27 protein-coding genes are annotated in these 25,186 nt (G+C 68.8%); 11 read left to right on the forward strand and 16 right to left on the reverse strand.

Annotation, left to right across the window (positions count from 1 at the left end; translation table 11 throughout):
• Positions 1-1,074, reverse strand: coding sequence for a BMP family ABC transporter substrate-binding protein (locus AC1HIL_RS33720; RefSeq protein ID WP_261214551.1), 1,074 nt, complete (start codon positions 1,072-1,074; stop codon positions 1-3).
• A 92-nt stretch (positions 1,075-1,166) separates the two neighbouring features.
• On the opposite strand from AC1HIL_RS33720, the gene AC1HIL_RS33725 reads away from it, so the two are divergent.
• Positions 1,167-1,850, forward strand: coding sequence for a GntR family transcriptional regulator (locus AC1HIL_RS33725; RefSeq protein WP_057590053.1), 684 nt, complete (start codon positions 1,167-1,169; stop codon positions 1,848-1,850).
• A 24-nt stretch (positions 1,851-1,874) separates the two neighbouring features.
• Here AC1HIL_RS33725 and AC1HIL_RS33730 read toward each other — a convergent pair whose 3' ends face one another.
• A complete protein-coding gene (locus AC1HIL_RS33730) occupies positions 1,875-2,084 on the reverse strand; it encodes a hypothetical protein (RefSeq protein WP_261214553.1) in 210 nt (69 codons plus the stop codon).
• Between the two features lie 653 nt (positions 2,085-2,737).
• Here AC1HIL_RS33730 and AC1HIL_RS33735 point away from each other — a divergent pair.
• From AC1HIL_RS33735 to AC1HIL_RS33750, 4 genes are all read left to right on the forward strand, one after another.
• The gene (locus AC1HIL_RS33735; protein ID WP_296783416.1) at positions 2,738-3,094 is read left to right on the forward strand and encodes a hypothetical protein; all 357 of its coding nucleotides are present in this window, start codon (positions 2,738-2,740) and stop codon (positions 3,092-3,094) included.
• A gap of 313 nt (positions 3,095-3,407) precedes the next feature.
• Complete coding sequence (locus tag AC1HIL_RS33740; RefSeq protein WP_479669028.1) at positions 3,408-4,838, forward strand: aminotransferase; 1,431 nt, start codon at positions 3,408-3,410, stop codon at positions 4,836-4,838.
• Positions 4,835-5,923, forward strand: a complete 1,089-nt coding sequence (locus AC1HIL_RS33745; RefSeq protein ID WP_057590057.1) for an ABC transporter ATP-binding protein — start codon at positions 4,835-4,837, stop codon at positions 5,921-5,923. Before AC1HIL_RS33740 ends, AC1HIL_RS33745 begins: the two co-directional genes overlap by 4 nt.
• A 9-nt stretch (positions 5,924-5,932) precedes the next feature.
• The gene (locus AC1HIL_RS33750; RefSeq protein WP_057590058.1) at positions 5,933-6,628 is read left to right on the forward strand and encodes a GntR family transcriptional regulator; all 696 of its coding nucleotides are present in this window, start codon (positions 5,933-5,935) and stop codon (positions 6,626-6,628) included.
• A 13-nt stretch (positions 6,629-6,641) separates the two neighbouring features.
• On the opposite strand, the gene AC1HIL_RS33755 is transcribed toward AC1HIL_RS33750, so the two are convergent.
• From AC1HIL_RS33755 to AC1HIL_RS33790, 8 genes are read right to left on the reverse strand one after another with little or no spacing between them, the layout of a single operon-like run.
• A complete protein-coding gene (locus AC1HIL_RS33755; RefSeq protein WP_479669027.1) occupies positions 6,642-7,685 on the reverse strand; it encodes a histone deacetylase family protein in 1,044 nt (347 codons plus the stop codon).
• An 11-nt stretch (positions 7,686-7,696) separates the two neighbouring features.
• A complete protein-coding gene (locus AC1HIL_RS33760; protein ID WP_479669026.1) occupies positions 7,697-8,740 on the reverse strand; it encodes an ABC transporter substrate-binding protein in 1,044 nt (347 codons plus the stop codon).
• Positions 8,741-8,785: 45 nt separating this feature from the next.
• Positions 8,786-9,823, reverse strand: coding sequence for a histone deacetylase family protein (locus tag AC1HIL_RS33765; protein WP_479669025.1), 1,038 nt, complete (start codon positions 9,821-9,823; stop codon positions 8,786-8,788).
• Positions 9,824-9,855: 32 nt separating this feature from the next.
• Positions 9,856-10,608, reverse strand: coding sequence for an SDR family NAD(P)-dependent oxidoreductase (locus AC1HIL_RS33770; protein ID WP_296729360.1), 753 nt, complete (start codon positions 10,606-10,608; stop codon positions 9,856-9,858).
• Positions 10,605-11,540, reverse strand: a complete 936-nt coding sequence (locus AC1HIL_RS33775) for an aminotransferase class IV (RefSeq protein WP_479669024.1) — start codon at positions 11,538-11,540, stop codon at positions 10,605-10,607. Before AC1HIL_RS33775 ends, AC1HIL_RS33770 begins: the two co-directional genes overlap by 4 nt.
• Entirely contained in the window at positions 11,537-12,367 is an 831-nt protein-coding gene (locus tag AC1HIL_RS33780; RefSeq protein WP_057590063.1) for an ABC transporter permease, read from the reverse strand. The genes AC1HIL_RS33775 and AC1HIL_RS33780 overlap by 4 nt, the downstream gene beginning before the upstream one ends.
• 19 nt (positions 12,368-12,386) lie before the next feature.
• On the reverse strand, positions 12,387-13,670 hold the full coding sequence (locus AC1HIL_RS33785) for an ABC transporter permease (protein WP_479669023.1): 1,284 nt from the start codon (positions 13,668-13,670) through the stop codon (positions 12,387-12,389).
• An 11-nt stretch (positions 13,671-13,681) separates the two neighbouring features.
• On the reverse strand, positions 13,682-14,752 hold the full coding sequence (locus AC1HIL_RS33790; RefSeq protein ID WP_479669022.1) for an ABC transporter substrate-binding protein: 1,071 nt from the start codon (positions 14,750-14,752) through the stop codon (positions 13,682-13,684).
• A 233-nt stretch (positions 14,753-14,985) separates the two neighbouring features.
• On the opposite strand from AC1HIL_RS33790, the gene AC1HIL_RS33795 reads away from it, so the two are divergent.
• Together AC1HIL_RS33795 and AC1HIL_RS33800 are read left to right on the forward strand one after the other, a co-directional pair.
• Positions 14,986-15,852, forward strand: coding sequence for a transketolase (locus AC1HIL_RS33795; RefSeq protein ID WP_261214579.1), 867 nt, complete (start codon positions 14,986-14,988; stop codon positions 15,850-15,852).
• Between the two features lie 16 nt (positions 15,853-15,868).
• Positions 15,869-16,879 (forward strand): transketolase family protein, encoded by a 1,011-nt coding sequence (locus tag AC1HIL_RS33800; RefSeq protein WP_479669021.1) that lies wholly within the window; start codon positions 15,869-15,871, stop codon positions 16,877-16,879.
• Between the two features lies 1 nt (position 16,880).
• Here AC1HIL_RS33800 and AC1HIL_RS33805 read toward each other — a convergent pair whose 3' ends face one another.
• The 5 genes from AC1HIL_RS33805 to AC1HIL_RS33825 form a co-directional block, all read right to left on the reverse strand.
• Entirely contained in the window at positions 16,881-17,552 is a 672-nt protein-coding gene (locus AC1HIL_RS33805; RefSeq protein WP_261214582.1) for an ATPase, read from the reverse strand.
• On the reverse strand, positions 17,552-17,899 hold the full coding sequence (locus AC1HIL_RS33810) for a type II toxin-antitoxin system Phd/YefM family antitoxin (protein ID WP_261214584.1): 348 nt from the start codon (positions 17,897-17,899) through the stop codon (positions 17,552-17,554). Before AC1HIL_RS33810 ends, AC1HIL_RS33805 begins: the two co-directional genes overlap by 1 nt.
• A 90-nt stretch (positions 17,900-17,989) precedes the next feature.
• Positions 17,990-18,235, reverse strand: coding sequence for a hypothetical protein (locus AC1HIL_RS33815; protein WP_261214585.1), 246 nt, complete (start codon positions 18,233-18,235; stop codon positions 17,990-17,992).
• A gap of 5 nt (positions 18,236-18,240) precedes the next feature.
• Positions 18,241-18,564 carry a hypothetical protein gene (locus AC1HIL_RS33820; RefSeq protein ID WP_261214587.1) on the reverse strand — a complete coding sequence of 108 codons (324 nt, stop codon included), beginning with the start codon at positions 18,562-18,564 and terminating at the stop codon, positions 18,241-18,243.
• A gap of 196 nt (positions 18,565-18,760) precedes the next feature.
• Positions 18,761-19,387 carry an ATP-dependent DNA ligase gene (locus tag AC1HIL_RS33825; protein ID WP_057590071.1) on the reverse strand — a complete coding sequence of 209 codons (627 nt, stop codon included), beginning with the start codon at positions 19,385-19,387 and terminating at the stop codon, positions 18,761-18,763.
• 299 nt (positions 19,388-19,686) lie between these two features.
• On the opposite strand from AC1HIL_RS33825, the gene AC1HIL_RS33830 reads away from it, so the two are divergent.
• A complete protein-coding gene (locus AC1HIL_RS33830; RefSeq protein ID WP_057590072.1) occupies positions 19,687-20,709 on the forward strand; it encodes a tyrosine-type recombinase/integrase in 1,023 nt (340 codons plus the stop codon).
• A gap of 9 nt (positions 20,710-20,718) precedes the next feature.
• Here the strand turns inward: AC1HIL_RS33830 and AC1HIL_RS33835 are convergent, their stop codons facing one another.
• A complete protein-coding gene (locus AC1HIL_RS33835) occupies positions 20,719-21,702 on the reverse strand; it encodes a helix-turn-helix domain-containing protein (RefSeq protein WP_261214592.1) in 984 nt (327 codons plus the stop codon).
• 190 nt (positions 21,703-21,892) lie between these two features.
• Here AC1HIL_RS33835 and AC1HIL_RS33840 point away from each other — a divergent pair, with 190 nt between their 5' ends.
• The 3 genes from AC1HIL_RS33840 (at position 21,893) to AC1HIL_RS33850 (ending at position 25,104) form a co-directional block, all read left to right on the forward strand.
• Positions 21,893-22,873 (forward strand): Bug family tripartite tricarboxylate transporter substrate binding protein, encoded by a 981-nt coding sequence (locus AC1HIL_RS33840; RefSeq protein WP_296729345.1) that lies wholly within the window; start codon positions 21,893-21,895, stop codon positions 22,871-22,873.
• A gap of 43 nt (positions 22,874-22,916) precedes the next feature.
• A complete protein-coding gene (locus AC1HIL_RS33845; protein ID WP_479669020.1) occupies positions 22,917-23,483 on the forward strand; it encodes an NADPH-dependent FMN reductase in 567 nt (188 codons plus the stop codon).
• 163 nt (positions 23,484-23,646) lie between these two features.
• A complete protein-coding gene (locus AC1HIL_RS33850) occupies positions 23,647-25,104 on the forward strand; it encodes a catalase (RefSeq protein WP_057590075.1) in 1,458 nt (485 codons plus the stop codon).
• Positions 25,105-25,186: the final 82 nt, after the last annotated feature.

Genomic DNA, 25,186 nt, shown 5'->3' on the forward strand with positions numbered 1-25,186 from the left:
TCAGCGCGGGATCGCGCCCTGGATGCCCTCGGCGAACCAGTTCATGCCGGCGATCTCCGAATCGGACAGCGCCGCACCCGGAGCCGCGCGCTGCTTGCCCGTGTTGTCCTTGAGCGGTCCGGCGAACACCTTGAGCTTGCCGGCCACGATGTCGGCGCGCGCCTGCTTCGCCATCTGGACCACCTCGGCCGGCACGCCGGGGTTCCAGTCCGCGAGGTTCACGCCGCCGTTGGCCAGGGTCGCGGCATAGGCCGTGCCCTTGAACCTGCCGTCGAGCGTGTCCTGCACGGCCTGGCGCAGGTAGGGCGTCCAGTCGTGCGTGAGCGAGGTCAGCAGCTTCTGCGGCGCGGACTTGCGATGGTCGGAGAACATGCCGATCGACCAGACGCCCTTGGCCTCGGCCGCCTGCAGCACGGCCGGGTTGTCCTGGAAGCCCGAGCCGATGAGGTCGGCGCCCTGCTGCATCAGCGTGTTGGCGGCGTCGCGCTCGCTGCCGGGGTTGAACCACTCGTTGACCCACACCACCGAGACCCTGGCGGCCGGGTTGCTCTTCTGCGCGCCGAGCGCGAAGGCATTGATGGTCGAGACCACGTCGGGGATCGGCAGCGCGCCCACGTAGCCGAGCTTGTTCGACTTCGTGACCTTGCCCGCCACCAGGCCGGCCACATAGGCGGCCTCGTACCAGTGCGCGTTGTAGGTGCCGAAGTTGGCGGCCTGCCTGAAGCCGCTCGCGTGGACGAAGTTGACCTTGGGGTTCTCGGCGGCCGCCTTCAGGCCGTCGTTCATGTAGCCGAAGCTGCCGAGCACCATCAGCCCGGCCCCGTTGCCGACCAGCTCGCGGATCACACGCGCGCCATCGGGGCCGGCCTTCACGTCCTGCACCACCTGGGTCTTGATGCGGTTGCCGAATTCCTTCTCGAGCTGCTTGCGCGCGCTTTCGTGCACGGCCACCCAGCCGACGTCGGACACGGGGCTTTGATAGACGAAGCCGACCTGCAGCGGCTCGGCCGCGATTGCGGATGCGGCGCAGAAGAAGGCCGCGAAGGCTGCGACAGCCGGGCGAAATTCGATCATGGGGCGTTGTCCTCGAGGGTGGTGGGGAGTCTGAATTCCGAGTCGGTACTCTATATCGGTATACCGATTTAGTCTAATTACAATCCCGGACCATGTCTACCAAGAACGAAGAGATCAGCGACAGCATCCGGGAAGCGGTTGCCGCCCATCGCCTGCTGCCGGGCACGCAGCTGCGAGAAGTGAGCCTGGGCAAGCTCTACGGCGTGAGCCGCACGGTGGTGCGGCAGGCGCTGCAGAGCCTGGCGCGCGAAGGGCTGGTGGATCTCACGCCGGGCAAGATCGCCTCGGTGGCCAAGCCCACGCCGAAGGAGGCGCGCGACACCTTCGATCTGCGCTGGGCGATCGAGCGCCACTCACTGGAGAAGCTGTCGCAGGCCCATACCAGGAAGGACCTGGCGGCGCTGCGCGCACACGTCAAGCAGGAGCGCGCGGCGCGCGTGGGCAACGACATGGAGGAGGTGCGCCGGCTCGGCGCGGGATTCCACGTGCTGCTCGCGCGGCTCGCGGGCAACGACCTGCTCGCGCAGACGCTCGATCAACTGGTCGGACGGATCGCGCTGATCCTGCTGCTCTACCAGCACGAATACGACAAGCACACCGAGTGCCTGCAGGACGAGCATGCGCAACTCATCGCCCTGATCGAAAGCGGCTCGACCGAAGAGGCGCTGGCCCTGCTGCGCAGCCACCTCCACACCGTGGAGGTCAGCCTGGGTGCCGATGCGCCCGACGACGAGGAAGCCGATCCGCACCTGAGCCGGGCCCTGCGCCGGCGCTGAGTGCGGCGCCGGGCCCGCGGTGGCTCAGGTGCCCGCCTTGGGCATGCCGGGGCGCAGCACGCGCGCGACCGACGACAGGATCGCCCGATGCCAGGGCGCGCGGCCCGCAGCCGCTTCTTCCTTGGGACGGGCCTCCCCGCATTGGCCCGGCGACGCCGGCGCAGCATCCGTCTGCGGATCGGAGAAAAACTGTGCGAGCCATTCGCACTCGGCACGTGCCATGAACTTGTCCATGCCTGATCCTCGGCTGTAACACTATTGAAATCATTTTAATAAGAATGATTCTTATTGGCGTGATTTCACACAAGCTTTACCTGGGATCGGGTCGACAGCGGGCGGCACAAAGAAAAGCGCCCGGCACGAGGCCGGGCGCGAAGCCTAAGTTGCTGTCACACACTAGGCGCCCAGCCGAGGGAGGAACGGCCGGACACAAGGATGTTCGACCCTGAAACAGTCGTCTCACGTCAGACGACACCGACATTTCTATGGGAGGCAGCGGTTTTTGGCATCCCATATGAAGAATCATGAGCAATTCTTCACGAATCTTTCAATGGCCTACACGCACTGCTGGCCAAAGACTGACGCGTCTCTTACGGCCTGGCGTCGAACATGGCGTTGCTGTCACGCACCAGGGCGCCAAGAAGAGCAAGAAGAACCTCCCTCCGGGCCCGCAAGGGATGCACACCCGCTTCGGCGGGTGTTTTTTTTGGGGCGCCCGGCGACCTCGTAACCCGTGTTCCTGGTCGCCGGCGTTACGGGCGTTACGTTCCCATCGGAACAAATCGGACGTGACGGGAACAAACTTGTGTCAAAAAGTGAGGAAAACTGCACAGCCTTGACGGCAGCTTTCGCCGGCGGCCCTTGTGCCTCCGCCGGGCCTGCCTAGCATGCAGTTAATGATTTTTAACAATTTCATCGCCGAGATCTTTCCGGGTGTGGAGACCGCCCAGATCCGCGTCCATTGGCGCTGGGATGTGCGCCACCACGAGGACGACGAGCATCACGATGGCGGCATGTGGGTGCCGGCCACGGCCGCGGCGCGGCGCGAGGCGCGCATCGTGTGCGAGGTGCAGAACGCGGTCTATGGCGCGGGCTCGCACTGGATCGAGGAGCGCGACCGCCCGACCTTCGCGTTGCCGCGGCCCCACCTTCGCCGTGCCTTCTCCGCGCGCGAGCTGATGATGTCCAAGTGCTCCCCATTTTCCGTGGGCAACTTTGTGGATAACTCAGGTACTGCGTTGTAAAAGCGATTTAAGTTGTTGTTTTCAAAGGAGAAACAACAGTCTGCTTAAAGTTTGTGCGGTGCACAGCTTTGTCTGGCAGGTTCCTGGCGCCATCTTTTCCCTGACGAACGCCCTCCACCGCTGAGGGCGCAAGCGCCGAATCCCTTCATCCTTTGGTATTCCCTCCGCCCGGTCGGCTTCGGCCCGGGCGCGCCGCGCATGGGCCCTCGCGTGCCCGCAACACCTCGACGAGCAGCATTTTCACGCCGCCAGCCATCGGCTTGCACCGTTTCGATTCGTCATATAGGATATATCCTGCATCCAAACCCAGACCATGACCGACATCGAAACCCTCTCCCCGGACACGGCGCGCCACAGCGCCGTCGGCAAGGCCGACACGGCACACCACCTGCATTCCCAGACCAACCTCCAGACCCATCGCAGCCGCGGCCCGCTCGTGATGGTGCGCGGCGAAGGCGCCTATGTGTTCGACGAGCACGGCCAGCGCTACCTCGAGGGCATGGCCGGCCTGTGGTGCGCCTCGCTGGGTTTCTCCGAGTCGCGGCTGGTGGACGCCGCGCTGCGCCAGATGCGCCGGCTGCCCTACTACCACACCTTCAATCACCGCTCGACCGACGTCGCCTCGCTGCTCGCGGCCAAGGTCGCGGCGCTGGCGCCGATGCGCGATGCACGCGTGTTCTTCGCCACCTCGGGGTCGGAGGCCAACGACAGCATGGTCAAGCTGGCCTGGAACTTCCACATCGCGCGCGGCGAGCCGGCGCGCCGCAAGATCCTCGCGCGCCAGCGCGGCTTCCATGGTTCGACGGTGATGGGCGCGAGCCTCTCGGGCCTGCCGAACATGCATGCCGCCTTCGGCCTGCCGATCCCCGGCATCGTGCGGCTCGAATGCCCTTCCGCCTACCGCCACGCCCTGCCCTGCGAGAGCGACGCGGCCTTCGTCGACCGGCTGCTGGCCGACTTGGAACACACCATCGAGCGCGAGGGCGCCGGCACCATCGCGGCCTTCATCGCCGAGCCGATCATCGGCGCCGGCGGCGTGCTGGTGCCGCCCGAGGGCTACTTCCCGCGCGTGCAGGCGGTGCTGCGGCGCCACGGCATCCTGATGCTGTCCGACGAGATCATCTGCGGCTTCGGCCGCACCGGCGAATGGTTCGGCGCGCAGTCCTTCGGCTTCGAGCCCGACATGATGGCCTGCGCCAAGGGGCTGTCGGCCGGCTACGCGCCGATCTCCTGCGTGGTGGTGGCGCCGCGGGTCTACGAGGTCATCGAGGCCGAGAGCGGCCGCACCGGCGGCTTCGGCCACGGCTTCACCTACTCCGGCCATCCGCTGGGCGCGGCCGTGGCGCTCGAGGCGCTGTCGATCTACGAGCAGATGGACCTGCCGGCCCATGCCCGGCGCCTCGGCGAGCGGCTGCACGCGAGCCTGGCGCCGCTGGCCGCGCATCCGCTGGTCGGCGAGATCCGCGGCAAGGGCTTCATCGCGGGCATCGAGCTGGTGCGTAACCGCGACGCGCGCGAGGCCTTCGATCCCGCGCAGGGCGTGGGCGCCCAGGTCGAGCAGGCCACGCGCGAGCGCGGCCTGATCGTGCGCAACATGGGCGACGTGATCGCGCTGAGCCCGCCCTACGTGCTCGACGAGGCCCAGGTCGAATGGATGGCACATACCCTCGGCGCCGCGCTCGACGCGGTGGCCGCGCGGGATCCCTGGAAGACACCCGCCGCGGCGCGAAAGGAAGCAGCGTGAACACCACGGCCGAACGTCCGCTGATCGAGCTGATCGGCGTCCAGAAGAGCTACGACGGCGAGCACCTCGTCATCCCCGACCTGAACCTGGCGATCCGCCGCGGCGAATTCCTCACCCTGCTGGGCGCCTCGGGCTCGGGCAAGACCACCACGCTGATGATGCTGGCGGGCTTCGAGAACCCGACGCGCGGGCGCATCCTCATGGACGGCCGGCCGATCCAGGACGTGCCGCCGCACAAGCGCGGCATCGGCATGGTGTTCCAGAACTACGCCCTGTTCCCCCACATGAGCGTGGCGCAGAACCTGGCCTATCCGCTCAAGATGCGCGGCATCTCGGGGCAGGCGCTGCGCGACAAGGTCGATCGCGCGATGCAGCTGGTGCGGCTCGCGGGCATGGCCGAGCGCAAGCCGGGCCAGCTCTCGGGCGGCCAGCAGCAGCGCGTGGCGCTGGCGCGCGCGCTGGTGTTCGACCCCGAGCTGGTGCTGATGGACGAGCCGCTCGGCGCGCTCGACAAGAACCTGCGCGAGCACATGCAGTACGAGATCAAGCAGATCCACCGCGAGCTGGGCGTGACGGTGGTCTACGTCACGCACGACCAGGGCGAGGCCCTGACGATGTCCGACCGGGTCGCGGTCTTCCACGACGGCCGCATCGAGCAGCTGGCGCCGCCGCGCACCATCTACGACGCGCCCGCCACCGACTACATCGCCACCTTCATCGGCGAGAACAACCGGCTCGACGGCACGATCGAGGCAGCGGGCGTGCTGCAGTTGCGCGACGGCCTGCGGATCCCGCTGCCCGAGACCGGCCAGGGGCAGGCAGCGCATCCGGCGGGCGCGGGCTGCGCGCTGGTGCGGCCCGAGTGCGTGCGGCTGGCCGACGGCCAGGGCGTGCAGGTCAGCGCCGAGGTGGTCGACCTGGTCTACCTGGGCGACCACACGCGGCTGATCGCGCGGCTGCGCAACGGCGACCAGATCGTGGCCAAGCTCGGCCACGGCACGCTGCCCAGCGATACCGTGGTGGGCGCGGACGTCGCTCTGGGATGGCAATCCCGCGATATGCTCGTTTTCGCGCGACCCGCCTGAAAAGAACCCGTGAAACCCAAGATCAAACCCATCGACAAGACCAACCTCGCCGCGCGCGTGTACTCGGAGATGCGCGAATCGCTGATCGCCGGGCGCTTCATGCCCAGCGACCGGATCCGCATCAGCGAGGCGGCGCAGATGTTCGGCACCAGCGACACGCCGGTGCGCGAGGCGCTGCTGCGGCTGGTCAGCGAGCATGCGCTCGAGATGGAGACGGCCAAGCAGATCATCGTGCCGCCGCTGAGCCTGGAGCGCTACATCGAGATCCGCACGGTGCGCGTGGCGCTCGAGAGCGCGGCGGTCGAGCAGGCCGCGCTCAAGGTCAGCGACAAGGACGTGGCGGAGCTGGTGCGGATCAACAAGAAGTTCGCGCAGGCCGAGGCGGCGCACCATCCCGAGAACCAGCTGCGCTACAACCGCGAGTTCCATTTCGGCGTCTACGAGCACTGCGGCCTGCCGCGGCTCTTGTCGATGATCGAGAACATGTGGGCCTCGATGGGCCCGATCCTGCGCGCCTTCTACGAGAAGTCCGACGGTTCGTACGACCAGGGCTACGGCCAGCACGATGCGCTGCTCGACGCGCTCGCGCGCCGCGACCCGGCCGCCGCCGTGACGGCCATCCGGGCCGACCTGATGTCGGCCGGGCCGAGCATCGAGCGCTTCCTCAAGGAATACGAGCAGAGCCTCGAGGCCGCCGAGGCCTGATCGGCCCGCGCGCTCAGCGCCAGGCGTCGAGGAACGCCACCAGCGACGCTCCGACCACGGCGGGGTTGTAGCCGCCCTCCTGCACCAGCACCGTCGGCAACTCCAGCGATGCCACCTGCCGGCCCATGCCGGCGAAGCCCGTCTCGGTGAGCCGCAGTCCCGCGGCCGGGTCCGACTCGTGGGCGTCGAGGCCCAGCGACACCACCAGCGCCTGGGGCGCGAAGCGGTCGATGCGCTCGAGCGCGGACCAGAGCTGCAGCAGGTAGTCCGCGTCGCCCGTGCCCGGGGGCAGCGGCAGGTTCAGCGTGTAGCCCTCGCCCTCCCCTTCGCCACGCTCATCGGCATGGCCCGCGAAGAACGGGTGGTAGTCGACCGGGTCGCGATGCAGCGAGACGAAGAGCACGTCGGCGCGGCGCCAGAAGATGTCCTGCGTGCCGTTGCCATGGTGCACGTCGAGGTCGAGTACCGCGACGCGCGCGAAGCGCTGCCGCAGATGCTCGGCGGCGATCGCCGCGTTGTTGAGGTAGGTGCCGCCGCCGGCCATGTCGGCATAGGCATGGTGGCCGGGCGGCCGGCACAGCGCATAGGCGCAGCGCGCGCCGCGCAGCACGCGCTCGGCGGCCTCGACGGCCAGGTCCGCGGCGGCGCGCGCGGCCTCCCAGGTCGTGGGCCCGATCGGGGCCAGCTGGTCGTGGAAGTGGAAGGCCGCGCGGCCCTCGACCGAGCGCGGATAGCCGCCGCCGTGCCGCCGCATCGCGAACACGTTGGCATGCACCTCGGCCGAAGCGCCCGGCAGCGCCGACCACTCGGCATGCGCGGTGGCGAGAAAGTCGAGATAGCGCGCATCGTGCACGCGCGCCAGCGGCGCCAGTCCGTGCGAGACCGTGCCGTCCTGCACCGTGAAGCCCGCCTCGCCGAGCGCGGCGCGCATCGCGTCGACGCGCTCGGGCACGTCGCGCGAGGTGCGCCATCCGCCGCGCGCGCCCAGCAACCCCGGGCGGTGCAGCGCATGAAGCGGCGTGTGCAGGATCTGCAACCCGCCGGCGTCATCCGCCATCGCCGTGGCGTTCAGTTCGACACCCACTTCGCGAAGCGCTGCTGCAGCTCGTCGAGGTGGTCGGCCCAGAAGGCGGTGTTCTGCAGCAGCGGCTGGTCGATGTTCTGCGGCGCGTTGGGCAGCTTGTCGAGCACGGCCTTCGAGAGCAGGGCCTGCGCCTTCGGATTGGCCGGGCCGTAGGGAATGGTCTCGGCAAAGAGCTTCTGCTGCGCCGGCGCGCTCATGTAGTCGATCAGCGCGAGCGCCTTGGCCTTGTTCGGGCTGCCCTTCACCACCACCCAGTCGGTCGGCCCGTAGACCTGGTTCTTCCACACCATGGCCAGCGAACGGCCTTCCTTGTTCGCGGCATCGATGCGGCCGTTGTAGGCCGAGGCCATCACCACCGCGCCCGAGGCCAGCCACTCGATAGGCTGCGCGCCGGCCTCCCACCACTGCACGTCCTTCTTGATCTGGTCGAGCTTGGCGAAGGCGCGGTCCTGGCCGGCCTTGGTCGCCAGCAGCTTGTAGACCTCGGTGGCCGGCACGCCGTCGGCCATCAGCGCGATCTCTAGCGTCTGCTTGGCTTGCTTGCGCAGCGCGCGCTTGCCGGGCCAGCGCTTGGTGTCCCAGAAATCGGCCCACGATTTCGGGCCGTCGGGCAGGCGCTTGCTGTCGTAGCTGAGCACCTTGGCCCACAGCATGGCCGGCACGCCGCAGGGATTCATCAGCTCCCTGGGCAGGTCGCGCGTGGCGGGCGCAGCGCTGGCCCAGTCGATCTTCTCGAGCAGGCCCGAGTCGCAGCCGACCACCACGTCCTCCTCGTCCATCTGCACCAGGTCCCAGATCACGTTGCCCGACTCGACCATGGCCTTGACCTTGGTGAGGCCGACCACGTTGCTGTCCTCCACCAGCTTCTCGGACTTCGCGGCGGCATAGGGTTGCCAGTAGGCCTTGCGGAAGGACTCCTGCAGCGCGCCGCCGACGCTCACGACGGTCAGGTCGCGCGCAAAGGTCCACGAAGCGGCGAAGGCGAGGCTGGCCAGGACGAGGCCGCGCAGGGAAAGCGAAAGGTTCATGGGAACTCCGGGAGAAAGGAACGGGGAGGAAAGAGAGAAACGGGCTCAGGCGCGCAGCCCGCCCGTGAAGCCGTCGAGGAAGTGCACGAGGTTGGCGCCGATGTGGTCGCAGTCGTAGCCGCCCTCCTGCACCATCACGCTCGGCATGCCGAGCCGGCCCAGGCGCTCGCCGATGCGGCGGAAGCCCTCGGTCGTGACCTTGAGGCCCTTGAACGGATCGTGCTCGTGCGCATCGAGGCCCAGCGAGATCACCAGCGCGTCGGGGCTGTAGGCCGCGAGGCGGCGGCAGGCGTGCTCGAGCGCCACCAGGTAGGCGTCGTCGTCGGTCTCGGCCGGCAGCGGCAGGTTCAGGTTGTAGCCCAGCCCCGCGCCGGCGCCGCGCTCCTGCGCGTAACCGCAGAAGTACGGGTGGTAGTTCGCCGGGTCGCGGTGCAGCGAGACGAAGTAGACGTCGGAGCGCTCGTAGAAGATGCCCTGCGTGCCGTTGCCGTGGTGCACGTCGATGTCGATCACGGCCACGCGGCGGCCATGGCGGCGCAGCAGCTGCGCGGCGATCGCGGCATTGTTGAGATAGCAGACGCCGCCGCCGCGCTCGCGGTAGGCGTGGTGGCCGGGCGGCCGGCAGATCGCGTAGGCCGCCTTGGCGCCCTGCAGCACGCGCTGCGCGGCATCGGCCGCGAGGTTGGCCGAGGCGAAGGCCGCGGCGGCCGTGCCCGGGCCGATCGGCGAGGCCAGGTCCTGCATGTGGTAGCCGGCCTGGCCCACCACGCGCTCGGGATAGCCGTGCTGCAGTCCCGGCACCGCGAACACGTTGGGCACGATCTCGGGCGCGGCGCCCGGGATCTCGGACCAGCGGCGGTGGCCGTCCTGCAGGAAGCACAGGTAGTCGGGCGTGTGCACGTCGGCGACCGGGCCCAGGCCATGCTCGGCGGCGGCCACGAGTTCGCAGCCGGCCTGCACGGCCGCGTCGCGCAGCTGCTCCGCGCGGTCGATGCGCTCCTGCGCGGGCGTGAAGCGGCCGGTGACGAAGAAGAACGAGGGCTCGTGCTCGCGGTGGATGGGGGTGTAGAGGACGGGAAGCATTGCGTGTGTCTTGCTGTCGAAGGGAGGAGCGTTCAGGCGCGCGCTGCGCCGGGCAGCGGCGGCGTGCGGTAGCCGGCGGTTTCGCCGCCGTCGACCGTGAGCACCGCGCCGTTGATGAAGCTGGCCTGCGCCGAGAGCAGCCAGCAGACCGTGTCGGCCACCTCGCCGGCCTCGCCGAGCCGGCCGGCGGGAATGCGCCGCGTGAGCGCGGCCAGGCGGTCGGCGTCGGCGATCACGCGCGCCATCATCCGCGTGGCGATCTGGCCGGGGCACACCGCGTTGAAGCGCACGCGCTCGCCGAACTCCAGCGCCAGCGCCTGCGTGAGCGCGATCACGCCACCCTTCGAGGCGCAATAGGCCGCGAGCCCCTCCTCGCCGACCTTGCCGGCGATCGAGGCCACGTTGACGACGGCGCCACGCTGCGACTTCCGCAGCGCCGGCAGCGCCTTCTGGCTGAACAGGAACACCGAGCGCAGGTTGACCGCCATCAGCCGGTCCCAGTCGTCAACGCCCAGTTCGAGGAAGGCGCTGCGCGAACCGGCGCCCGCGTTGTTGACCAGCCCGTCGATCACGCCGCCGCCCAGCGCCTCGGCACGCGCGACGACCTCGGCCACGGCCGCGGGGTCGGACGCGTCGGCGGCCGCGAAGTGGGCGCCGGTGTGCTGCGCGAGCGCCTCGCCGGCCGCGGTGTCGCGGCCGGTGAACAGCACCTGCTCGCCATGGCCGGCCAGTTGCGCGACGATGGCCGCGCCGATGCCATGGGTGCCTCCAGTGACGACGATCATGCGAGCTCCTTGCCGCCGCGCGCGGCGGCCACGTTTTCGTAGGGCGCGGGGGTGTTGCGCGGGTCGTCCGCCGCGCGCTGCCAGTACATGCGCTGCAGCTGCTGCGTCAGCGGACCGACCTCGCCGTTGCCCACGCTGGCGCCGTCGAGCCGGGTCACGGGCATCACGCCGCCGGCGGTGCTGGTGATGAAGATCTCGTCGGCCTCGCGCAGCCGCTGCACGGGGATGTCGGCCAGTTCGCAGCCGATGCCGAGCTGCCGCGCGAGCTCGATCACGGTGCGCCGCGTCATGCCCTCGAACACGTTGCGCCGCGGCGTGAACAGCGCGCCGTCCTTGGCGCCGAAGATGTTGAAGCCCGCGCCCTCGGTCACGTTGCCTTGCGCATCGGGCAGCGCCGCGACCAGCGCGCCGCGGTCGTAGGCTTCGAAGATGCCCATGGTCAGGTCGAGCCAGTGGAAGTTCTTCACGCGCGTGTCGATCGCCGCGCTCGCGATGCGCTGCACCTGGCTGATCACCATCGCGAGCCCCGCGCGTTGTTGCGCCGGCGTGCCGATCCAGACGAAGGGCTGCGAGAAGGCATAGAAGCGGTTCTGGCATTCGCGCGGATCGCGCGAGCCCGGCGGCGGCACGCCGCGCGTGCAGGTCATCTGCACATAGGCGTCGCGCAGGCCGCTCAGTGCCACGCATTGCTCGAGGATGTGGCGCATCTCCTTCTTCGAGAGCGGCAGGCTCATGCGCAGCTCGCCCATCGACCACAGGAAGCGGTCGATGTGGTCGTCGAGCCGGAAGAAGCGGCCCTGCCAGACGTGGGCCACGTCGTAGGTGGCGTCGGAGCGCACGAAGCCGCGGTCGACGAGGGGGATGCGGGCGTCGCGCAGCGCGACGTACTGGCCGTCGACGTGGGCGACGCCGGCGGAGAAGTCTGGGTTCATGTGGAGCTTCCGGGGTCCTGGGGGCGTTGAACAGGGGCCGAGCGCTGGCTCAGCCAGGCCGACAGCGTGAGTGCCACCGCCGCGACGACCATCAGGAAGGTCGACATGGCGATGATCGAGGGGTCGATGGTGTCGCGGATACCGTCGAACATCTGGCGCGGCAGCGTGCGCTGACCCGGACCGCCGATGAAGATGGCGACCACGACCTCGTCGAACGAGGTGATGAACGCGAACAGCGCGCCCGAGACGATGCCCGACATGACGATCGGCACCACCACCGTGAAGAAGGCGCGCACGGGCGAGGCGCCCAGGCTGTAGGCCGCGCGCAGCAGGCCCATGTCGAACTGCTGCAGCGTGGCCGTGACCGTGATGACGACGAAGGGAGTCGACAGCACCGCGTGCGCGATGACCAGTCCCGGCAGCGAGGCCGTGAGCCCGATGCGCGAGAACAGGAAGTACATGCCCAGGCCGGTGATGACGGGCGGCACGATCATCGGCGCCATCAGGAAGCCCAGCAGCGTGCGCCGCGCCGGCAGGTTGCGCCGCGCGAAGGCGAAGGCCGCGAGCGTGCCGAGCACCGTGGCGATCAGGGTCGAGCACACGCCGACCACGAGGCTGTTGCGCAGCGAGTCGAGCCAGGGGCCGGGCGAGAACACGCGCTGGTACCACTGGGTCGAGAAGCCCGGCAGCGGGTAGGACAGGAAGGAGCCGGCGCTCAGCGAGATCGGCGTCATCGCGAGCAGCGGCAGCAGCAGGAAGCACACCATCAGCGCGCCGTACAGGTAGTGCACGGCGCCGGCGGCACGGGCGAATTGGCGGTGGGTCATGCGAAGGGGTTCCCGTCTTTCACTTGATGCCCGCGAGCTGCTTCACGCCGAGCGTGGAAGCCGCCACCAGGTACACCGCCATCACGCAGGCCAGCAGCATCAGGCCGAGCGCCGAGGCCATGCCCCAGTTGACGGTGTTGTTGGCGTAGAAGGCGACGAAGTAGCCGAGCATCTGCTCGCGCGCGCTGCCGACCAGCGAGGGCGTGATGTAGTAGCCCGCGGCCACGATGAAGGTCAGCAGGCCGCCGGCCGCCACGCCCGGCAGGCTCAGCGGCAGGTAGACGTGCAGGAAGCCGCGCACCGGGTGCGCGCCGAGCGAGGACGAGGCGCGCATCAGGTGCGGCGGAATACTCTTGAGGCTGTTGTAGATCGGCAGCACGGCGAAGGGCAGCAGGATGTGCACCATCACGATGTAGAGGCCGGTGGCATTGAAGATCAGCGCGAGCGGCTGGTTCACGACGCCGATGGCCTGCAGCAGCGCATTGATCAGCCCGTTCTCCTGCAGCACCACGATCCAGGCCGTGGTGCGCGCGAGCAGCGAGGTCCAGAAGGGCAGCAGCACCGCCAGCATGATCGCGAAGGCGATCGGCTTCGGTGCCTTCACGAGCAATGCCGCGAGCGGATAGCCGAGCAGCAGGCAGGCCAGCGTGACCGCGCCCGCGATCGACAGGGTGCGCCAGAGGATGTCGAGGTAGATGCGCTGGTCGGGCTCGGCGCGCGCGATGCGGCCCTCGTCGTTCTCCGCCATGTCGAGCGCGGCCAGCAGGTAGCGCCCGGTGTAGGGCGTGGCGGCGCGGCGCAGCGCGCTCCAGTAGGCCGACTCGCCCCAGCGCGGATCGACCTCGAGCAGCCAGGCCCTGGCATCGGGTGCGGCGGGCGCGTCGGTGCCGGCGCGGCGCGCGGTCTTCATCACCAGCGTGCGGTAGCCGCTGATCTCGTAGTTCATGCGACGGCCGAGCTCGCCGATGGCGCGCGTGCCCTGGGCCTGCGCCATGTCGGCGGCCAGCGCGGCGAAGGCGGGGTCGGCGGGCAGCGAAGCGGCCGCGGGCTGCCAGTCGGCCAGGACCTGCGCGGTGCGCGGCAGCGCCTCGCGCACCTCGGGGTTGTCGATGGCGCGATGGACCATCATCGCCAGCGGCAGCAGGAAGAAGACGGCGCCGTAGAGCAGCAGCGGCGCGACCAGCAGCAGCGACACCAGCCGCTGGCGCCGGCCCGCGCGGTGGGTCGAGCGCCTGAGGGCCGCGCCGGCACCCGCCGGCAGGGCGGGAACGGCGAGCGAGGCGGCGGAGGAACCGGTGGACATCGTCGCGGGCCTCAACGTTGCGACACCCAGCGCGTGAAGCGCTGCAGCAGCTCTTCCTCGTGGTCGACCCAGAAGGCGGTGTCGAGCAGCAGCGCGTTGCGCAGGTTCTGCGGCGAGGTCGGCAGCAGCGGGCGCAGCGCCTCGGGCATCGCGGCGGCGGCGCGGGTGTTGGTCACGCCGTAGGGAATGGCCTGCGCGAAGGCGACCTGGCGCTGCGCGTCGAACATCGAGTCGAGCAGCGCGTAGGCCTGCTGGCGGTGCGGGCTGCCCTTCACGATGGTCCAGTAATCCATGCTGTAGAGCTGGCCGTCCCAGCTGAAGCGGAACTGCTTGCCCTGCTGGTTGGCCGAGGCGATGCGCCCGCTGTAGGCGGCGGTGGCGGCCAGCGTGCCGCTCTCGAGCCATTCGAGCGGCTGCGCGCCCGATTCCCACCAGACGATGGAAGGCCGCAGCTGGTCGAGCTTGGCGAAGGCGCGGTCCTGGCCGGCCCTGGTGGCGAGCACCTTGTAGACATCGGCGGCGGGCACGCCGTCCGCGAGCAGCGCGATCTCCAGCGTCATGCGCGGCTGCTTGCGCAGGCCGCGCTTGCCGGGCCAGCGCCGGGTGTCCCAGAACTCGGCCCAGGTGCGCGGCCCGTTGTCGCCGAACTTGCGGCCGTCGTAGGCCAGCACCTTCGACCAGACGAAGGCGCCCACGCCGCACTTGGCGAAGGCCGCGGGGTTGATGTCCTGCGCCTTTGCGAACTGCTTGCGGTCGATGGGCTCGAGCAGGCCCTGCTCGCAGGCCGAGGCCATCTCGTTCTCGTCCATCTGCACCAGGTCCCAGGTCACGTTGCCGGTCTCGACCATGGCCTTCTGCCGCGCATAGCCGCCGGGGTAGCTGTCCTCGACCAGCGCGATGCCGCCCTGCTTCCTGAACGGCTCGAAGTAGGCGCTGCGAAACGCTTCCTGCAAGGCGCCGCCGAAGCCGACGACCGTGAGATCGGCCGCCATCGACGCGGTGGCGGCAGCGGCCAGCGCGAGCAGCGCGGCGAGTTTGGAAATGCCTGCGCGACAGCGGGAACGCGCGGATACGACTGTCATGGACGACCTTCTGGACAGTGGGTGGGAAATCGGACTTTGCAGGTCTCGATCGGTGATGTAGGATATATCCTATATGTTGATTTCGAGCGAGACAAGTCTTTTTTCGCCCGACCCGTTGATGGAAAACCCGATGGAGGACGCAGGCCCGGCACGACGCTCCCGAACCCCACGCCCGCCCGCGCCGCATGCCCATGCGCGCGGGCTTCTTTCACCCTCTTAGCCACGCAACCGATATGCCATTTCCGTCCGAATCACCGCCCGCCCCGTCCGCCGACGAACTGAAACGCCTGCGCGAGAAGGCCCGCTTCATCCGCCTCGAAACGATCCGGCTGATCGAGATCGCCAAGGTCGGCCACTACAGCTCGGTGTTTTCCGCCGCCGAGCTGTTCGCCTCGCTCTACTACGACGTGATGGACATCCGCGCCAACGAGCCGCGCTGGCCCGATCGCGACCGCTTCCTCATGGGCAAGGGCCATGCGGCCGTGGGCCTGTTCCCGATCCTCGCGGAGTACGGCTACATCGACCGCGCCACGCTCGACGGCTACACCCGCCTGGGCAATCCGCTGGGCGACCACCCCGACATGCGCAAGGTGCCGGGCATCGACTTCAGCTCGGGCTCGATCGGCCACGCACTGTCGGCCGGTGCCGGCATGGCCTTCGGCGGGCGCATCGCGAAGCGCGGCTTCGACACCTTCGTGATGCTCGGCGACGGCGAGATGCAGGAGGGCCAGGTCTGGGAGGCGGCGATGTTCGCGGCCCACTACCGGCTCTCGAAGCTCATTGCCATCGTCGACCGCAACGGCTTCCAGCTCGACGGCCGCGTCGACGACGTGATCGGCATCGAGGGCCTGGCCGACAAGTGGCGCGCCTTCGGCTGGGAGACGCACGAGGTCGACGGCCACGACCTCTCGGCCCTCACGCAACTGCTGCGCCGCCTCAAGCAGGACGCGCGGCGCGAGCGGCCCGCCTGCGTGATCGCCCACACGGTGAAGGGCAAGGGCGTGTCGTACATGGAGACCGAGCCCGGCTGGCACCTGGGCTACCTGTCGCCCGACGACGCCGCGCGCGCGATCGAAGAAATCATGCAAACCGAAATCTGACCACGAGGCCCACCCGATGTCCCAACCCCTTTCCCCCGAAAGCTGGCAGTACCGCTCGCTCAACGCCACCACGCCCGGATTGAGCATGCTCTCGGACGCCCTGATCGAACTGGCCGAGGCCGGCCATCCGGTCGTGGCCGGCTCGGCCGACCTGCAGTATTCGAACGGCCTCAACAAGTTCGCGGCCGCCTTTCCCGAGCGCTACATCCAGTTCGGCATCTCGGAACAGAACATGGTGTCGGCCGCGGCAGGCCTCGCGACCACGGGCCAGATGCCGTTCGTGGCGACCTTCGCCTCCTTTCTCGGCCTGCTGTGCTGCGAGCAGATCCGCATGGACGTGGCCTACAGCGCGCTGCCGGTGCGGCTGATCGGCCACCACACGGGCATTTCGCTCGGCTTCTACGGCACCTCGCACCATGCGACCGAGGACATCGGCACGATGCGCTCGATCGCCGGGCTCACGATCATCTCGCCCGCGGACGGCCACCAGCTGAAGGCCGCGATCAAGGCCTCGGTCGACTGGCCCGAGCCGATCTATTTCCGGATCGGGCGCGGCCGCGATCCGGAGATCTACGCGGGTGGCATCGATTTCCGCATCGGCAAGGCGATCGCGCATGGTCAGGGCACCGATCTCACGATCATGGCCTGCGGCATGCCGGTCCACTCCGCGCTCGAGGCGGCCAAGGCGCTGCGCGCCGAGGGGCTGTCGGTCGGCGTGCTCGACATGGCCACGGTGAAGCCGCTGGACCGCGCGGCGGTGCTCGAGGCGGCCGGCCGATCGAAGCTCTTGATGACGGTGGAAGAGCACAACGTGCTCGGTGGCCTCGGCGCCGCGGTGGCGGAGGTGCTGTCGGATGTCGGCGGGGCGGTGCGGCTCGTGCGGCACGGCATCCACGACGAGTACAGCCTGATCGCGCCGCCCACGCACCTGTACCGCCACTACCTGCTGGATGCCGAGGGCGTGGCCCATGTCGCGCGGCGCGCGATCGCGGGCGAGACGGTTCGGCCCGGCGCTGTGCCTGCCTGAATCAGGCGGTGCCGTCCGGCGACCGAGCGCGCTCGATCGCCGCCTGCACGATGGCTCGCGCCCACGCGGGCGTGGCGGCCAGCGCCGCGGTGTCCTCGGGCGCCGGATGCGTGACCCGGCCACCGATGACTTCGAGCACCAGCACGGGATCGTCGATCTCCTCGCCCGGCGCAGCCTCGGCGCTGTTGTCGAACACCTGCAGCCGCGCGAGATTCGGCAGCAGCCGGATCAGGTTGGCACGCGAGGCGGTCCAGCGCTCGCGGATCTTCGCTTCGGGGATGTCGTGGCCGCCGCGCAGCACGCGTGCGCGCACGCGGCGCAGATGCAGCTCGGGCGAGGCCAGGCCGCAGAAGATCATCGAGACGTCATGGCTGCGCGCGGCGCGCGCCAGCAGGTCGGGGATGGTGCGGGCGCCGAGCGTGGTCTCGAAGGCGAAGTTGCGGCCGCTCTCGATGGCGGCCTCGAGCCGCGCGCGGCCGTGTTCCCAGGCTCGGCCGTTGGCATCGGCGATGTCGATGCCCAGCGCGGCCACCAGCTCGCGCGCGAAGCGGTCGGGGTTGTACCAGTCAAGGCCGTGCTCGGCCAGCATCGCGCCGCCGACCGAGCTCTTGCCGGCGCCATTGACGCCGGCCAGCACGAAGATGAACGGCCGCCGTGCCGCGGCGGCGCCCATCAGAAGCTTTCGCCGGCCCGCGGACGCTGGCGCTGCTTGCCGCGCGCTTCGAACAGGCTGTCGAGCTTGCCAGCGCTGTCCTCTTGTTGCAGCACCGCCAGCCGCGCGTCGAAGCGCGCGCCGAGTTCCTCGAGCACGTTGGCCTCGCGCGAGCGCAGGGCCTGCAGGTCGGTGGTCAGTTGCTCGTAGGTGGCCGCGTCGAGCAGCACCATCTCGACATTGGCGTGGTGGGTGATTGCCACGCTGCCCGACTGGCGCACCTGACGCACGACCTCGCCCCAGCGGTTCTTGACCTGCGAAGCGTTCTGACGCGGCAATTGATCGAGCGGGGGCCAGAGGGCAGCCATGGACTTCTCCGAGGGAGGAATCTGGCCATTTTAGCCCTATTGGCTATTTTTGACCGATGAGGCTGTTTTCCGCGCCAAGTCCGTTGCCGCTCAGTTCTGCGAGGAGGCCTCCTTGGTCTTGCCGAGACCGCGCAGGTTCATGACGGCCAGGCAGACCTGGAGCGCGATCAGCGCCCAGGCGCTCGAATACACGCCCCAGATGCCCCACAGCACATTGCTCGCGAGGAAGACCCAGAACCCCGCGTTGCGCCTGTCCTTCGCATTCGATGCCACCAGCCAGGAGGCGCCCACCGAGGCAACGAAGGCGGGCCACTGCAGCCAGGAGATCCAGTCCATGCGCTTCAGTTGGCGGGAGGTGGCGGACCCGCGGCCGCCGAGCGGCTCTCGATCCACGCCAGGCACTGCTCGCGCAAGAGGTCGATCGATGCCAGCGTATTGCACTGCGGCTCGAAGATCGGCAGTTCGCAATGGCGCTCGCCCTGGCGATGGATCTGCGCGGTGCCCGAGAAGGTGGCGCGCGCGGGCACCGGTGCGAGGCTGTAGTGGAATTCCCAGTCCTGATGCCGCTCCGAATGCGACAGCGCATCGCGCCCGGTGCCGCCCGATGCGGGCGCCTTCGGCTGTTTCCGGAGAAAGAACGGATGGAGGGACGGAGGCAGAGGCATCGAGGACATGTCGCGTGACACAGGAACAGGCTGGCTGGAATCGGAACACCCGGTATCACCCGGGAACTGCCGACGAGCGTAGTCAGCGGCCCTCGACGCGCCTGTCGGAAAAGATGCCGACACACGCAAGCCGGTGGCCCGCCGATCGCCGGATGCGACTCGCGAAAGCCCGGACTGGTTCCGCGCAAACACCTCGCTAGAGGCCCGCGTGCGATTCCCGCGCATTGAGCGCCACCCAATCGGCCGAACGAACACCGGGGCGATAGACGCTCGTTCTCCACTTGGCCATCAAGCCCGCGAAATCCTCCTGGTTCCTTCCCTGGCGCAGCAGGGCCATGGCTTCGGAACGCTCGTAGTGATGGACCGGGATCACATTGAGCAGGGGCGTCCCGAGCAGTCGCGAGAGCCTTTGCTTGCGCTGCGACAGCGGTTCGCCGGTGACGTCCGCGCCCTGCGCCATTAACAGATCGAAGACGAAATAGAACACGGGCCGGGCACCGCGATACCACCCGCGCCGCCTCGCGCGCTCGCTCAGTCCTTCGCCATCGCAGCGGCCCTTGTCGTCGAGCACGCAGGCCACCCCATCGAGGATGCAGGGGCCTTCCTTCAACTGGGCCAGACTCTCCACCACCTCGGGAAACCAACCCGTCGCGTCCGACCCATCGCGCGTCTGCAGTTGCACCTTGCCCGAGCGCGTGGGCGTTCGCGTCTGCGCCAGGAGGCGGCAGCCACTCAATCGCTGCTCGTAGACCCAGCCCTCCTCGCGCAGATCGATGGGGCGCGAGGCGGCCAGCATGGGTGACAGGGTGTTCAGGCTCAGCATGCAGCGGAAATTGCCGTGTGCCGGGCCCCTGACCTGTCAGCGGGGGCCTCGGCAGCCCACGGCGATTCTTGAAAACGGCTGCCCGATAAGTTGCCAACCGAAAACAGTGGGTCCAACCATCGGATCGCGGCAATTCGGAAATACAGGTCGCGAAAGCGCTCGCGCCGGATGTCTTGTTGCTGCAGGATTCCATCCCTATAAATAAACTAACGGCCGTAATTGGATTTCAGGGAGCTAAATTGCTCATCAAGTCCAAGGCCGTTCCTCAAAACCCAAACGCAGGCCGTTAGCGTATTTCCATGGTCACGCCTTCCCTCTTCGATACCGACCCCGTCGGCACCCCCCATGAATCGGCTTTCGAGGAATGGCTTGCGGCGCGCAGCGCCGCGGGCACCCTGCGAGAGGCCTCGTCGATGGCGGTCTACCGCGACATGTGGAACGGCTTCACCTCGTGGTGCCTGGGCCAGTCGCCGCGGGTGACGCTGGAGTCCCTCTCACCCGCCGACCTCGACGCCTTCAAGGCCGCGCGCTACGGCATCAAGAGCAGCGACCTGTCGCTCTCGCCGCGCCATGCGCTGCGGCTGGTGCGCCTGATCGACCATGTGCTGCGCCATCGCTGCGCCATGCACGACCTGCCGCCCAGCACGGCGGCGGCCGACTGGCTGCTGGCCCATCCCGAGATCCGCTATGCCGAAGCGGCCAGTGCCGATCCACCGCCCGAGTTCCTGTCGGCGTCCGAGGCCAAGCACCTGATCCTGTTTCTCTCGCGCGCGCGCCCGCGCCCGGGCGCTTCGTCGGAAGGCCGCGGCCAGCCGCTGACCTGGCAGCAGTTGCGCAACCACGCGGCCGTCGGATTGCAGCTCGGTGCCGGCCTCGCCCCGGGCGACGTGCGCGCGCTGGCGCTCGACGCACCCACCATCGCGGGCGGCCGCGTGGCCGACCGCCCTTGGAAGATCGCCGTGCCCGGCAACGGCAACCTGCCGCCGCGCGAAACGCCGATCGCGCCCTGGGCCGCCGAACTGCTCAAGCACTGGCTGCAGGTCCGCGCCGAACTGGGCATCCCGGGCGAGCAGCTCTTTCCCTCGACGCGTACCGGCAAGCCCTGGGGCAAGGAATCGCAATACCGCTGCGCCCGCGAGTTACTCGCGCAGGCCGGGCTCGACAGCGCAGAAGGCGGTTCGTTCCGCTTGCGGCACACCTTCGCGCTGCGCCAGCTTCGCCGCGGCACGTCGGTCGAACAGGTCGCGCGCTGGCTCGGCCTCGAGGTCGAGGCGATGAACAAGTACACGCGGGTGCTGATCGCCCCGGCCGATGTGGTCTGAACCGTCGCGTCAGTGCTCGCGCTGGCCTGAGCGCGAAGCCTGCCGCGCCGCCTGCGGGCTCAACCCGAAGTGGCGCTTGAACGCGGTGCTGAAGTTCGCGGCATGCCCGTAGCCCGCGTCGAGCGCGATCTCGGTCACGCTCTGGCGCCCCTGTTCCAGCAGCACCCGAGCGCGTGCCAGCCGCGCCCTGGTCACGTACTCGAACAGCGAGCTGCCATAGGCCTGCCGGAAGCCGCGCGCAAGGCGGCTCTCGCTGAGCCCGAAACGGCGCGCGAGGCCGCGCATGTCGAAGACCTCGCCCAAATGCATGTCGATATGGTCCTTGAGCGGCGCCAGCCGCTCGCGAGCCGCGGCCGTGGCGCCATCGACCGGTGCATCGCCGAAACCGCGCGTCAGGAAACCATGCAGCAGCTCGAAGGCCTTGGCCTCGGCATAGAGCCCTCGAAAGCGATCGCCCGATCCATCGTCGAGCAGCGCATCGGCGATCCCGTGCTGCGCCGTGCTCAGCGGAAAACGCAGCAGCTCGAAACGATCGGGCCGCGCCTGCATGAAGGCGCCGAAGGGCCCGTCCAGCGGCAGCTCGAGCAGCCCCAGTTCCTCCGACAGGAAATCGCGCGAACAGCACAGCGTGACCGAGCGCTCGCGCACCTCGCTCGCGAAGAACTCCTCCTTGGCCGCCCCGGGCGGCTGCAGCAGGGTGCTCACGCTCATCGCGCTCACCGTCTCTGCGCCCGTGCTGCCAGGCTGGCCGACCCGGCTCTCGCCCTCGAGGCGGAAATGCAGCTTGATGAAGTCGCCGCTGCGGTAGACCTCGCGGCTCTCTTCCAGGTGCGTGACATGGCCCAGCGACAGATAGAAGCCGGGCCGGAAACACAGGAACTCGCGCCGCCCGCGCGCCGCGCCGGTCGGCGTCACCGTCAGGCCCTGGGTGCGGCCCCAGCGGCGGGTCGAGGCGAGGCGATAGGCGGAAGGCAGGCTGAACGGCGTGTCCATCGCTTGGGTCCGTGGGCGGGTTCGAAGAGGCGCCGAGGATACTCCCGCACCCGAGTTTTCCTGCAGGCGGAACAAAGCTTTCCGCCGGGGGCGCTTCATTGCGCGCGATGGAACACCTAGATTCGCTGGCACCGTGCGCACCCCGCGCTTCAACCAGCCGGCACCCAAGTCCGGCGCACCGGAGACCACCATGCCGACCGCGATCCGTCCCTTCTTCTTCCAACGCGCCGCCTGGACGCTGGTCCTCGGCCTCGCCGCCTTCGTCTGCGCCCAGGCGCAGGACAAGTACCCGAGCAAGCCGATCCGCGTGGTGGTGCCGTTTCCCGCCGGCACCGCACCCGACGTGATGGCGCGCTACTGGGGCGACCGCATCTCCAAGCAGCTGCAGCAGCCCGTGGTGATCGACAACCGCGCCGGCGCCTCCACCATCGTCGGCACGCAGGCCGTCACCACCGCGCCCGCCGACGGCTACACCTTGCTCTACACCGCGAGCGGCACGCTCACCATCAACCCCTTCGTCTACAAGAAGCTGCCCTACCAGCCGCAGGACCTGGTGCCGGTGACGCGCATGCTGTCGATCCCGCTGGTGGTCTCGGTGCCGGTGCAGTCGCCCTACAAGACGCTCGCCGACCTGATCAAGGACGCGAAGGCCCGCCCCGGCGAGGTCAGCTACGCCTCGTACGGCGTGGGCACGGTGCCGCACATGTCGATGGCCTACTTCGCCAACAGCGCCGGCCTCGCGCTCAACCACGTGCCCTACCGCGACGGCGGCCTGACCGACGTGCTCGGCGGCCGCGTCAGCACCGCGTTCTCGCCCATTGCCGACGTGCTGCCCTACATCAAGGCCGGCAAGGTCCGGCCGCTGGCCGTGTCGAGCACGCACCGGCTCGAGTCGCTGCCGCAGGTGCCGACCGTGGCCGAGGCCTTCCCGGGCTTCGAGGGCGACTCGTGGCATGGCGTGTTCGCGGTCAAGGGCACGCCGCAGCCCATCGTCGACCTGCTTGCCAGCCTGTCGCGCCGCATCGCCGAATCCGACGAATACCGGCGCTACCTCGGCGAGTTCGGGCTGATCCCCGTCGGCGGCTCTCCAGCGGACTTCACCCAATTGGTCGGCACCGAGTCGAAGCGCTGGGTCAAGGTCGTCAAGGACAACAACATCACGCTCGAGTGAGCCCGCTCATCCCTTCCCCGTTCCAACGCTCCAAGGATTCCGAATGACAACCCGCGACATCGTCGCCCTCTGCGGCAGCCTGCGCGCCGCCTCCGTGAACCGCCACGTGGTCCAGCTCGCGCGCGAGGTCCTGCCCGAGGGCGCCTCCCTCACCCTGCTCGAATGGCGCGAGGTGCCGGTCTTCGATGCCGACGACTACGCGCGCGGCCTGCCGGCGCCTGTGGCCGCGCTGCGCGAGCGCATCCGCGCCGCCGACGGCGTGCTGATCGCCACGCCCGAGTACAACTCCAGCATTCCCGGCGGGCTCAAGAACCTCATCGACTGGCTCAGCCGCGGCGAGGACCAGCCCTTCAACGCCAAGCCGGTGGCGATCGTCAGCGCCGCGCCCGGCCCGCTGGGCGGCGCGCGCGTGCAGTACGAGCTGCGCAAGGTCATGCTCTTCCTCAACGCCATGCCGCTGGTCAAGCCCGAGGTCTTCATCGGCCACGCGCCCACCAAGTTCGATGCCGAGAGCGGCCGCTGCACCGACGACACCACGCGCAAGTTCGTCACCGACCAGATGGCGGCCTTTGTGCGCTGGATCGACGCGGTCGAACGAATGCGCGGCTAGGGCCGGCGATGGCGCGCGGAGGGCCGGACCGATTGCCTACTCCATTCCGCGCCTCGCCGCATCATTCCATCGTATCCCCCGTCCCCCCACGGAGGTCGTTTGGAAAGGTCATCGGATGCTCGTAGAGTGGACCCGCTTTCAACCCACGACGAGAGGACGCCCCATGAGCAACCCATCCGATCCCCAGAACAAGACCCCCCTGACCACCGCCTTCGGCGCGCCCGTGGTCGACAACCAGAACAGCCTCACGGCCGGCCCGCGCGGCCCGCTGCTGATGCAGGACGTCTGGCTGATCGAGAAGCTCGCCAACCTCAACCGCGAGATCATTCCCGAGCGCCGCATGCACGCCAAGGGCTCCGGCGCCTTCGGCACCTTCACCGTCACGCACGACATCACCAAGTACACGCGCGCCAAGCTGTTCAGCGCCGTCGGCAAGAAGACCGAGATGTTCGCGCGCTTCACCACCGTGGCCGGCGAACGCGGCGCGGCCGATGCCGAGCGCGACATCCGCGGCTTCGCGCTGAAGTTCTATACCGAGGAAGGCAACTGGGACCTGGTGGGCAACAACACACCCGTGTTCTTCCTGCGCGATCCGCGCAAGTTCCCCGACCTCAACAAGGCCGTGAAGCGCGATCCCAAGACCAACATGCGCAGCGCCACCAACAACTGGGACTTCTGGACCTCGCTGCCCGAGGCGCTGCACCAGGTCACCATCGTGATGAGCGACCGCGGCATTCCCTCCAGCTACCGCCACATGCACGGCTTCGGCTCGCACACCTACAGCTTCGTCAACACGGCCAACGAGCGCTTCTGGGTCAAGTTCCACTTCAAGACGCAACAGGGCATCAAGAACCTCACCGACGCCGAAGCCTCCGCGCTCGTCGGCGGCGACCGCGAGAGCCACCAGCGCGACCTGTTCGATTCGATCGGTCGCGGCGACTTCCCCAAGTGGACCCTCTACGTGCAGGTCATGCCCGAGGCCGATGCAGAGAAGGTGCCCTACCACCCCTTCGACCTCACCAAGGTCTGGCCCAAGAAGGACTATCCGCTGATCGAGGTCGGCGTGATGGAGCTCAACCGCAACCCCGAGAACTTCTTCGCCGACGTCGAGCAGAGCGCCTTCGCGCCCAACAACCTCGTGCCCGGCATCAGCGTGTCGCCCGACAAGATGCTGCAGGCGCGCCTGTTCGCGTACTCCGACGCGCAGCGCTACCGCCTTGGCGTCAACCACCACCAGATCCCGGTCAACGCCGCGCGCTGCCCGGTGCACAGCAACCATCGCGACGGCACCATGCGCGTGGACGGCAACTACGGCGGCACCCTGCACTATGAGCCCAACAGCTTCGGCCAGTGGCAGGAGCAACCCGACTACCGCGAGCCGCCGCTCAAGCTGCGCGGCGACGCCGACTTCTGGAATTTCCGCGAGGACGACGCCGACTACTACAAGCAGCCCGGCGACCTGTTCCGCCTGATGAAGCCCGAGCAGCAGCAGGCGCTGTTCGACAACACGGCACGCGCGATGGGCGATGCGCCGGAGTTCATCAAGCGGCGGCACATCGACAACTGCAGCAAGGCCGATCCGGCGTATGGGGCGGGGGTGGCGAAGGCGCTGGGGCTCTGAGTCAGCCCGCGAGAGACGCGGTCAACGACAGGGGCTTGCGGTCCCTGTCTGTTTCATGCCGAGGGGTGTTGATCGGTGAGCA

This window comes from Variovorax sp. ISS6 (genome assembly GCF_056523145.1).

What these genes read in the sequence shown, in the direction of transcription:
- AC1HIL_RS33850 (WP_057590075.1), top strand. Translation starts at nt 23,647, where the DNA reads ATGAGCAACCCATCCGATCCCCAGAACAAGACCCCCCTGACCACCGCC.
- AC1HIL_RS33825 (WP_057590071.1), bottom strand. Translation starts at nt 19,387, where the DNA reads ATGCTGAGCCTGAACACCCTGTCACCCATGCTGGCCGCCTCGCGCCCC.
- AC1HIL_RS33805 (WP_261214582.1), bottom strand. Translation starts at nt 17,552, where the DNA reads ATGGGCGCCGCCGCGGCACGGCGGCCGTTCATCTTCGTGCTGGCCGGC.
- AC1HIL_RS33765 (WP_479669025.1), bottom strand. Translation starts at nt 9,823, where the DNA reads ATGCTTCCCGTCCTCTACACCCCCATCCACCGCGAGCACGAGCCCTCG.
- AC1HIL_RS33830 (WP_057590072.1), top strand. Translation starts at nt 19,687, where the DNA reads ATGGTCACGCCTTCCCTCTTCGATACCGACCCCGTCGGCACCCCCCAT.
- AC1HIL_RS33730 (WP_261214553.1), bottom strand. Translation starts at nt 2,084, where the DNA reads ATGGACAAGTTCATGGCACGTGCCGAGTGCGAATGGCTCGCACAGTTT.
- AC1HIL_RS33815 (WP_261214585.1), bottom strand. Translation starts at nt 18,235, where the DNA reads ATGGACTGGATCTCCTGGCTGCAGTGGCCCGCCTTCGTTGCCTCGGTG.
- AC1HIL_RS33810 (WP_261214584.1), bottom strand. Translation starts at nt 17,899, where the DNA reads ATGGCTGCCCTCTGGCCCCCGCTCGATCAATTGCCGCGTCAGAACGCT.
- AC1HIL_RS33725 (WP_057590053.1), top strand. Translation starts at nt 1,167, where the DNA reads ATGTCTACCAAGAACGAAGAGATCAGCGACAGCATCCGGGAAGCGGTT.
- AC1HIL_RS33820 (WP_261214587.1), bottom strand. Translation starts at nt 18,564, where the DNA reads ATGCCTCTGCCTCCGTCCCTCCATCCGTTCTTTCTCCGGAAACAGCCG.
- AC1HIL_RS33720 (WP_261214551.1), bottom strand. Translation starts at nt 1,074, where the DNA reads ATGATCGAATTTCGCCCGGCTGTCGCAGCCTTCGCGGCCTTCTTCTGC.
- AC1HIL_RS33790 (WP_479669022.1), bottom strand. Translation starts at nt 14,752, where the DNA reads ATGACAGTCGTATCCGCGCGTTCCCGCTGTCGCGCAGGCATTTCCAAA.
- AC1HIL_RS33845 (WP_479669020.1), top strand. Translation starts at nt 22,917, where the DNA reads ATGACAACCCGCGACATCGTCGCCCTCTGCGGCAGCCTGCGCGCCGCC.
- AC1HIL_RS33735 (WP_296783416.1), top strand. Translation starts at nt 2,738, where the DNA reads ATGCAGTTAATGATTTTTAACAATTTCATCGCCGAGATCTTTCCGGGT.
- AC1HIL_RS33755 (WP_479669027.1), bottom strand. Translation starts at nt 7,685, where the DNA reads ATGGCGGATGACGCCGGCGGGTTGCAGATCCTGCACACGCCGCTTCAT.
- AC1HIL_RS33780 (WP_057590063.1), bottom strand. Translation starts at nt 12,367, where the DNA reads ATGACCCACCGCCAATTCGCCCGTGCCGCCGGCGCCGTGCACTACCTG.
- AC1HIL_RS33795 (WP_261214579.1), top strand. Translation starts at nt 14,986, where the DNA reads ATGCCATTTCCGTCCGAATCACCGCCCGCCCCGTCCGCCGACGAACTG.
- AC1HIL_RS33770 (WP_296729360.1), bottom strand. Translation starts at nt 10,608, where the DNA reads ATGATCGTCGTCACTGGAGGCACCCATGGCATCGGCGCGGCCATCGTC.
- AC1HIL_RS33840 (WP_296729345.1), top strand. Translation starts at nt 21,893, where the DNA reads ATGCCGACCGCGATCCGTCCCTTCTTCTTCCAACGCGCCGCCTGGACG.
- AC1HIL_RS33775 (WP_479669024.1), bottom strand. Translation starts at nt 11,540, where the DNA reads ATGAACCCAGACTTCTCCGCCGGCGTCGCCCACGTCGACGGCCAGTAC.
- AC1HIL_RS33785 (WP_479669023.1), bottom strand. Translation starts at nt 13,670, where the DNA reads ATGTCCACCGGTTCCTCCGCCGCCTCGCTCGCCGTTCCCGCCCTGCCG.
- AC1HIL_RS33740 (WP_479669028.1), top strand. Translation starts at nt 3,408, where the DNA reads ATGACCGACATCGAAACCCTCTCCCCGGACACGGCGCGCCACAGCGCC.
- AC1HIL_RS33800 (WP_479669021.1), top strand. Translation starts at nt 15,869, where the DNA reads ATGTCCCAACCCCTTTCCCCCGAAAGCTGGCAGTACCGCTCGCTCAAC.
- AC1HIL_RS33835 (WP_261214592.1), bottom strand. Translation starts at nt 21,702, where the DNA reads ATGGACACGCCGTTCAGCCTGCCTTCCGCCTATCGCCTCGCCTCGACC.
- AC1HIL_RS33760 (WP_479669026.1), bottom strand. Translation starts at nt 8,740, where the DNA reads ATGAACCTTTCGCTTTCCCTGCGCGGCCTCGTCCTGGCCAGCCTCGCC.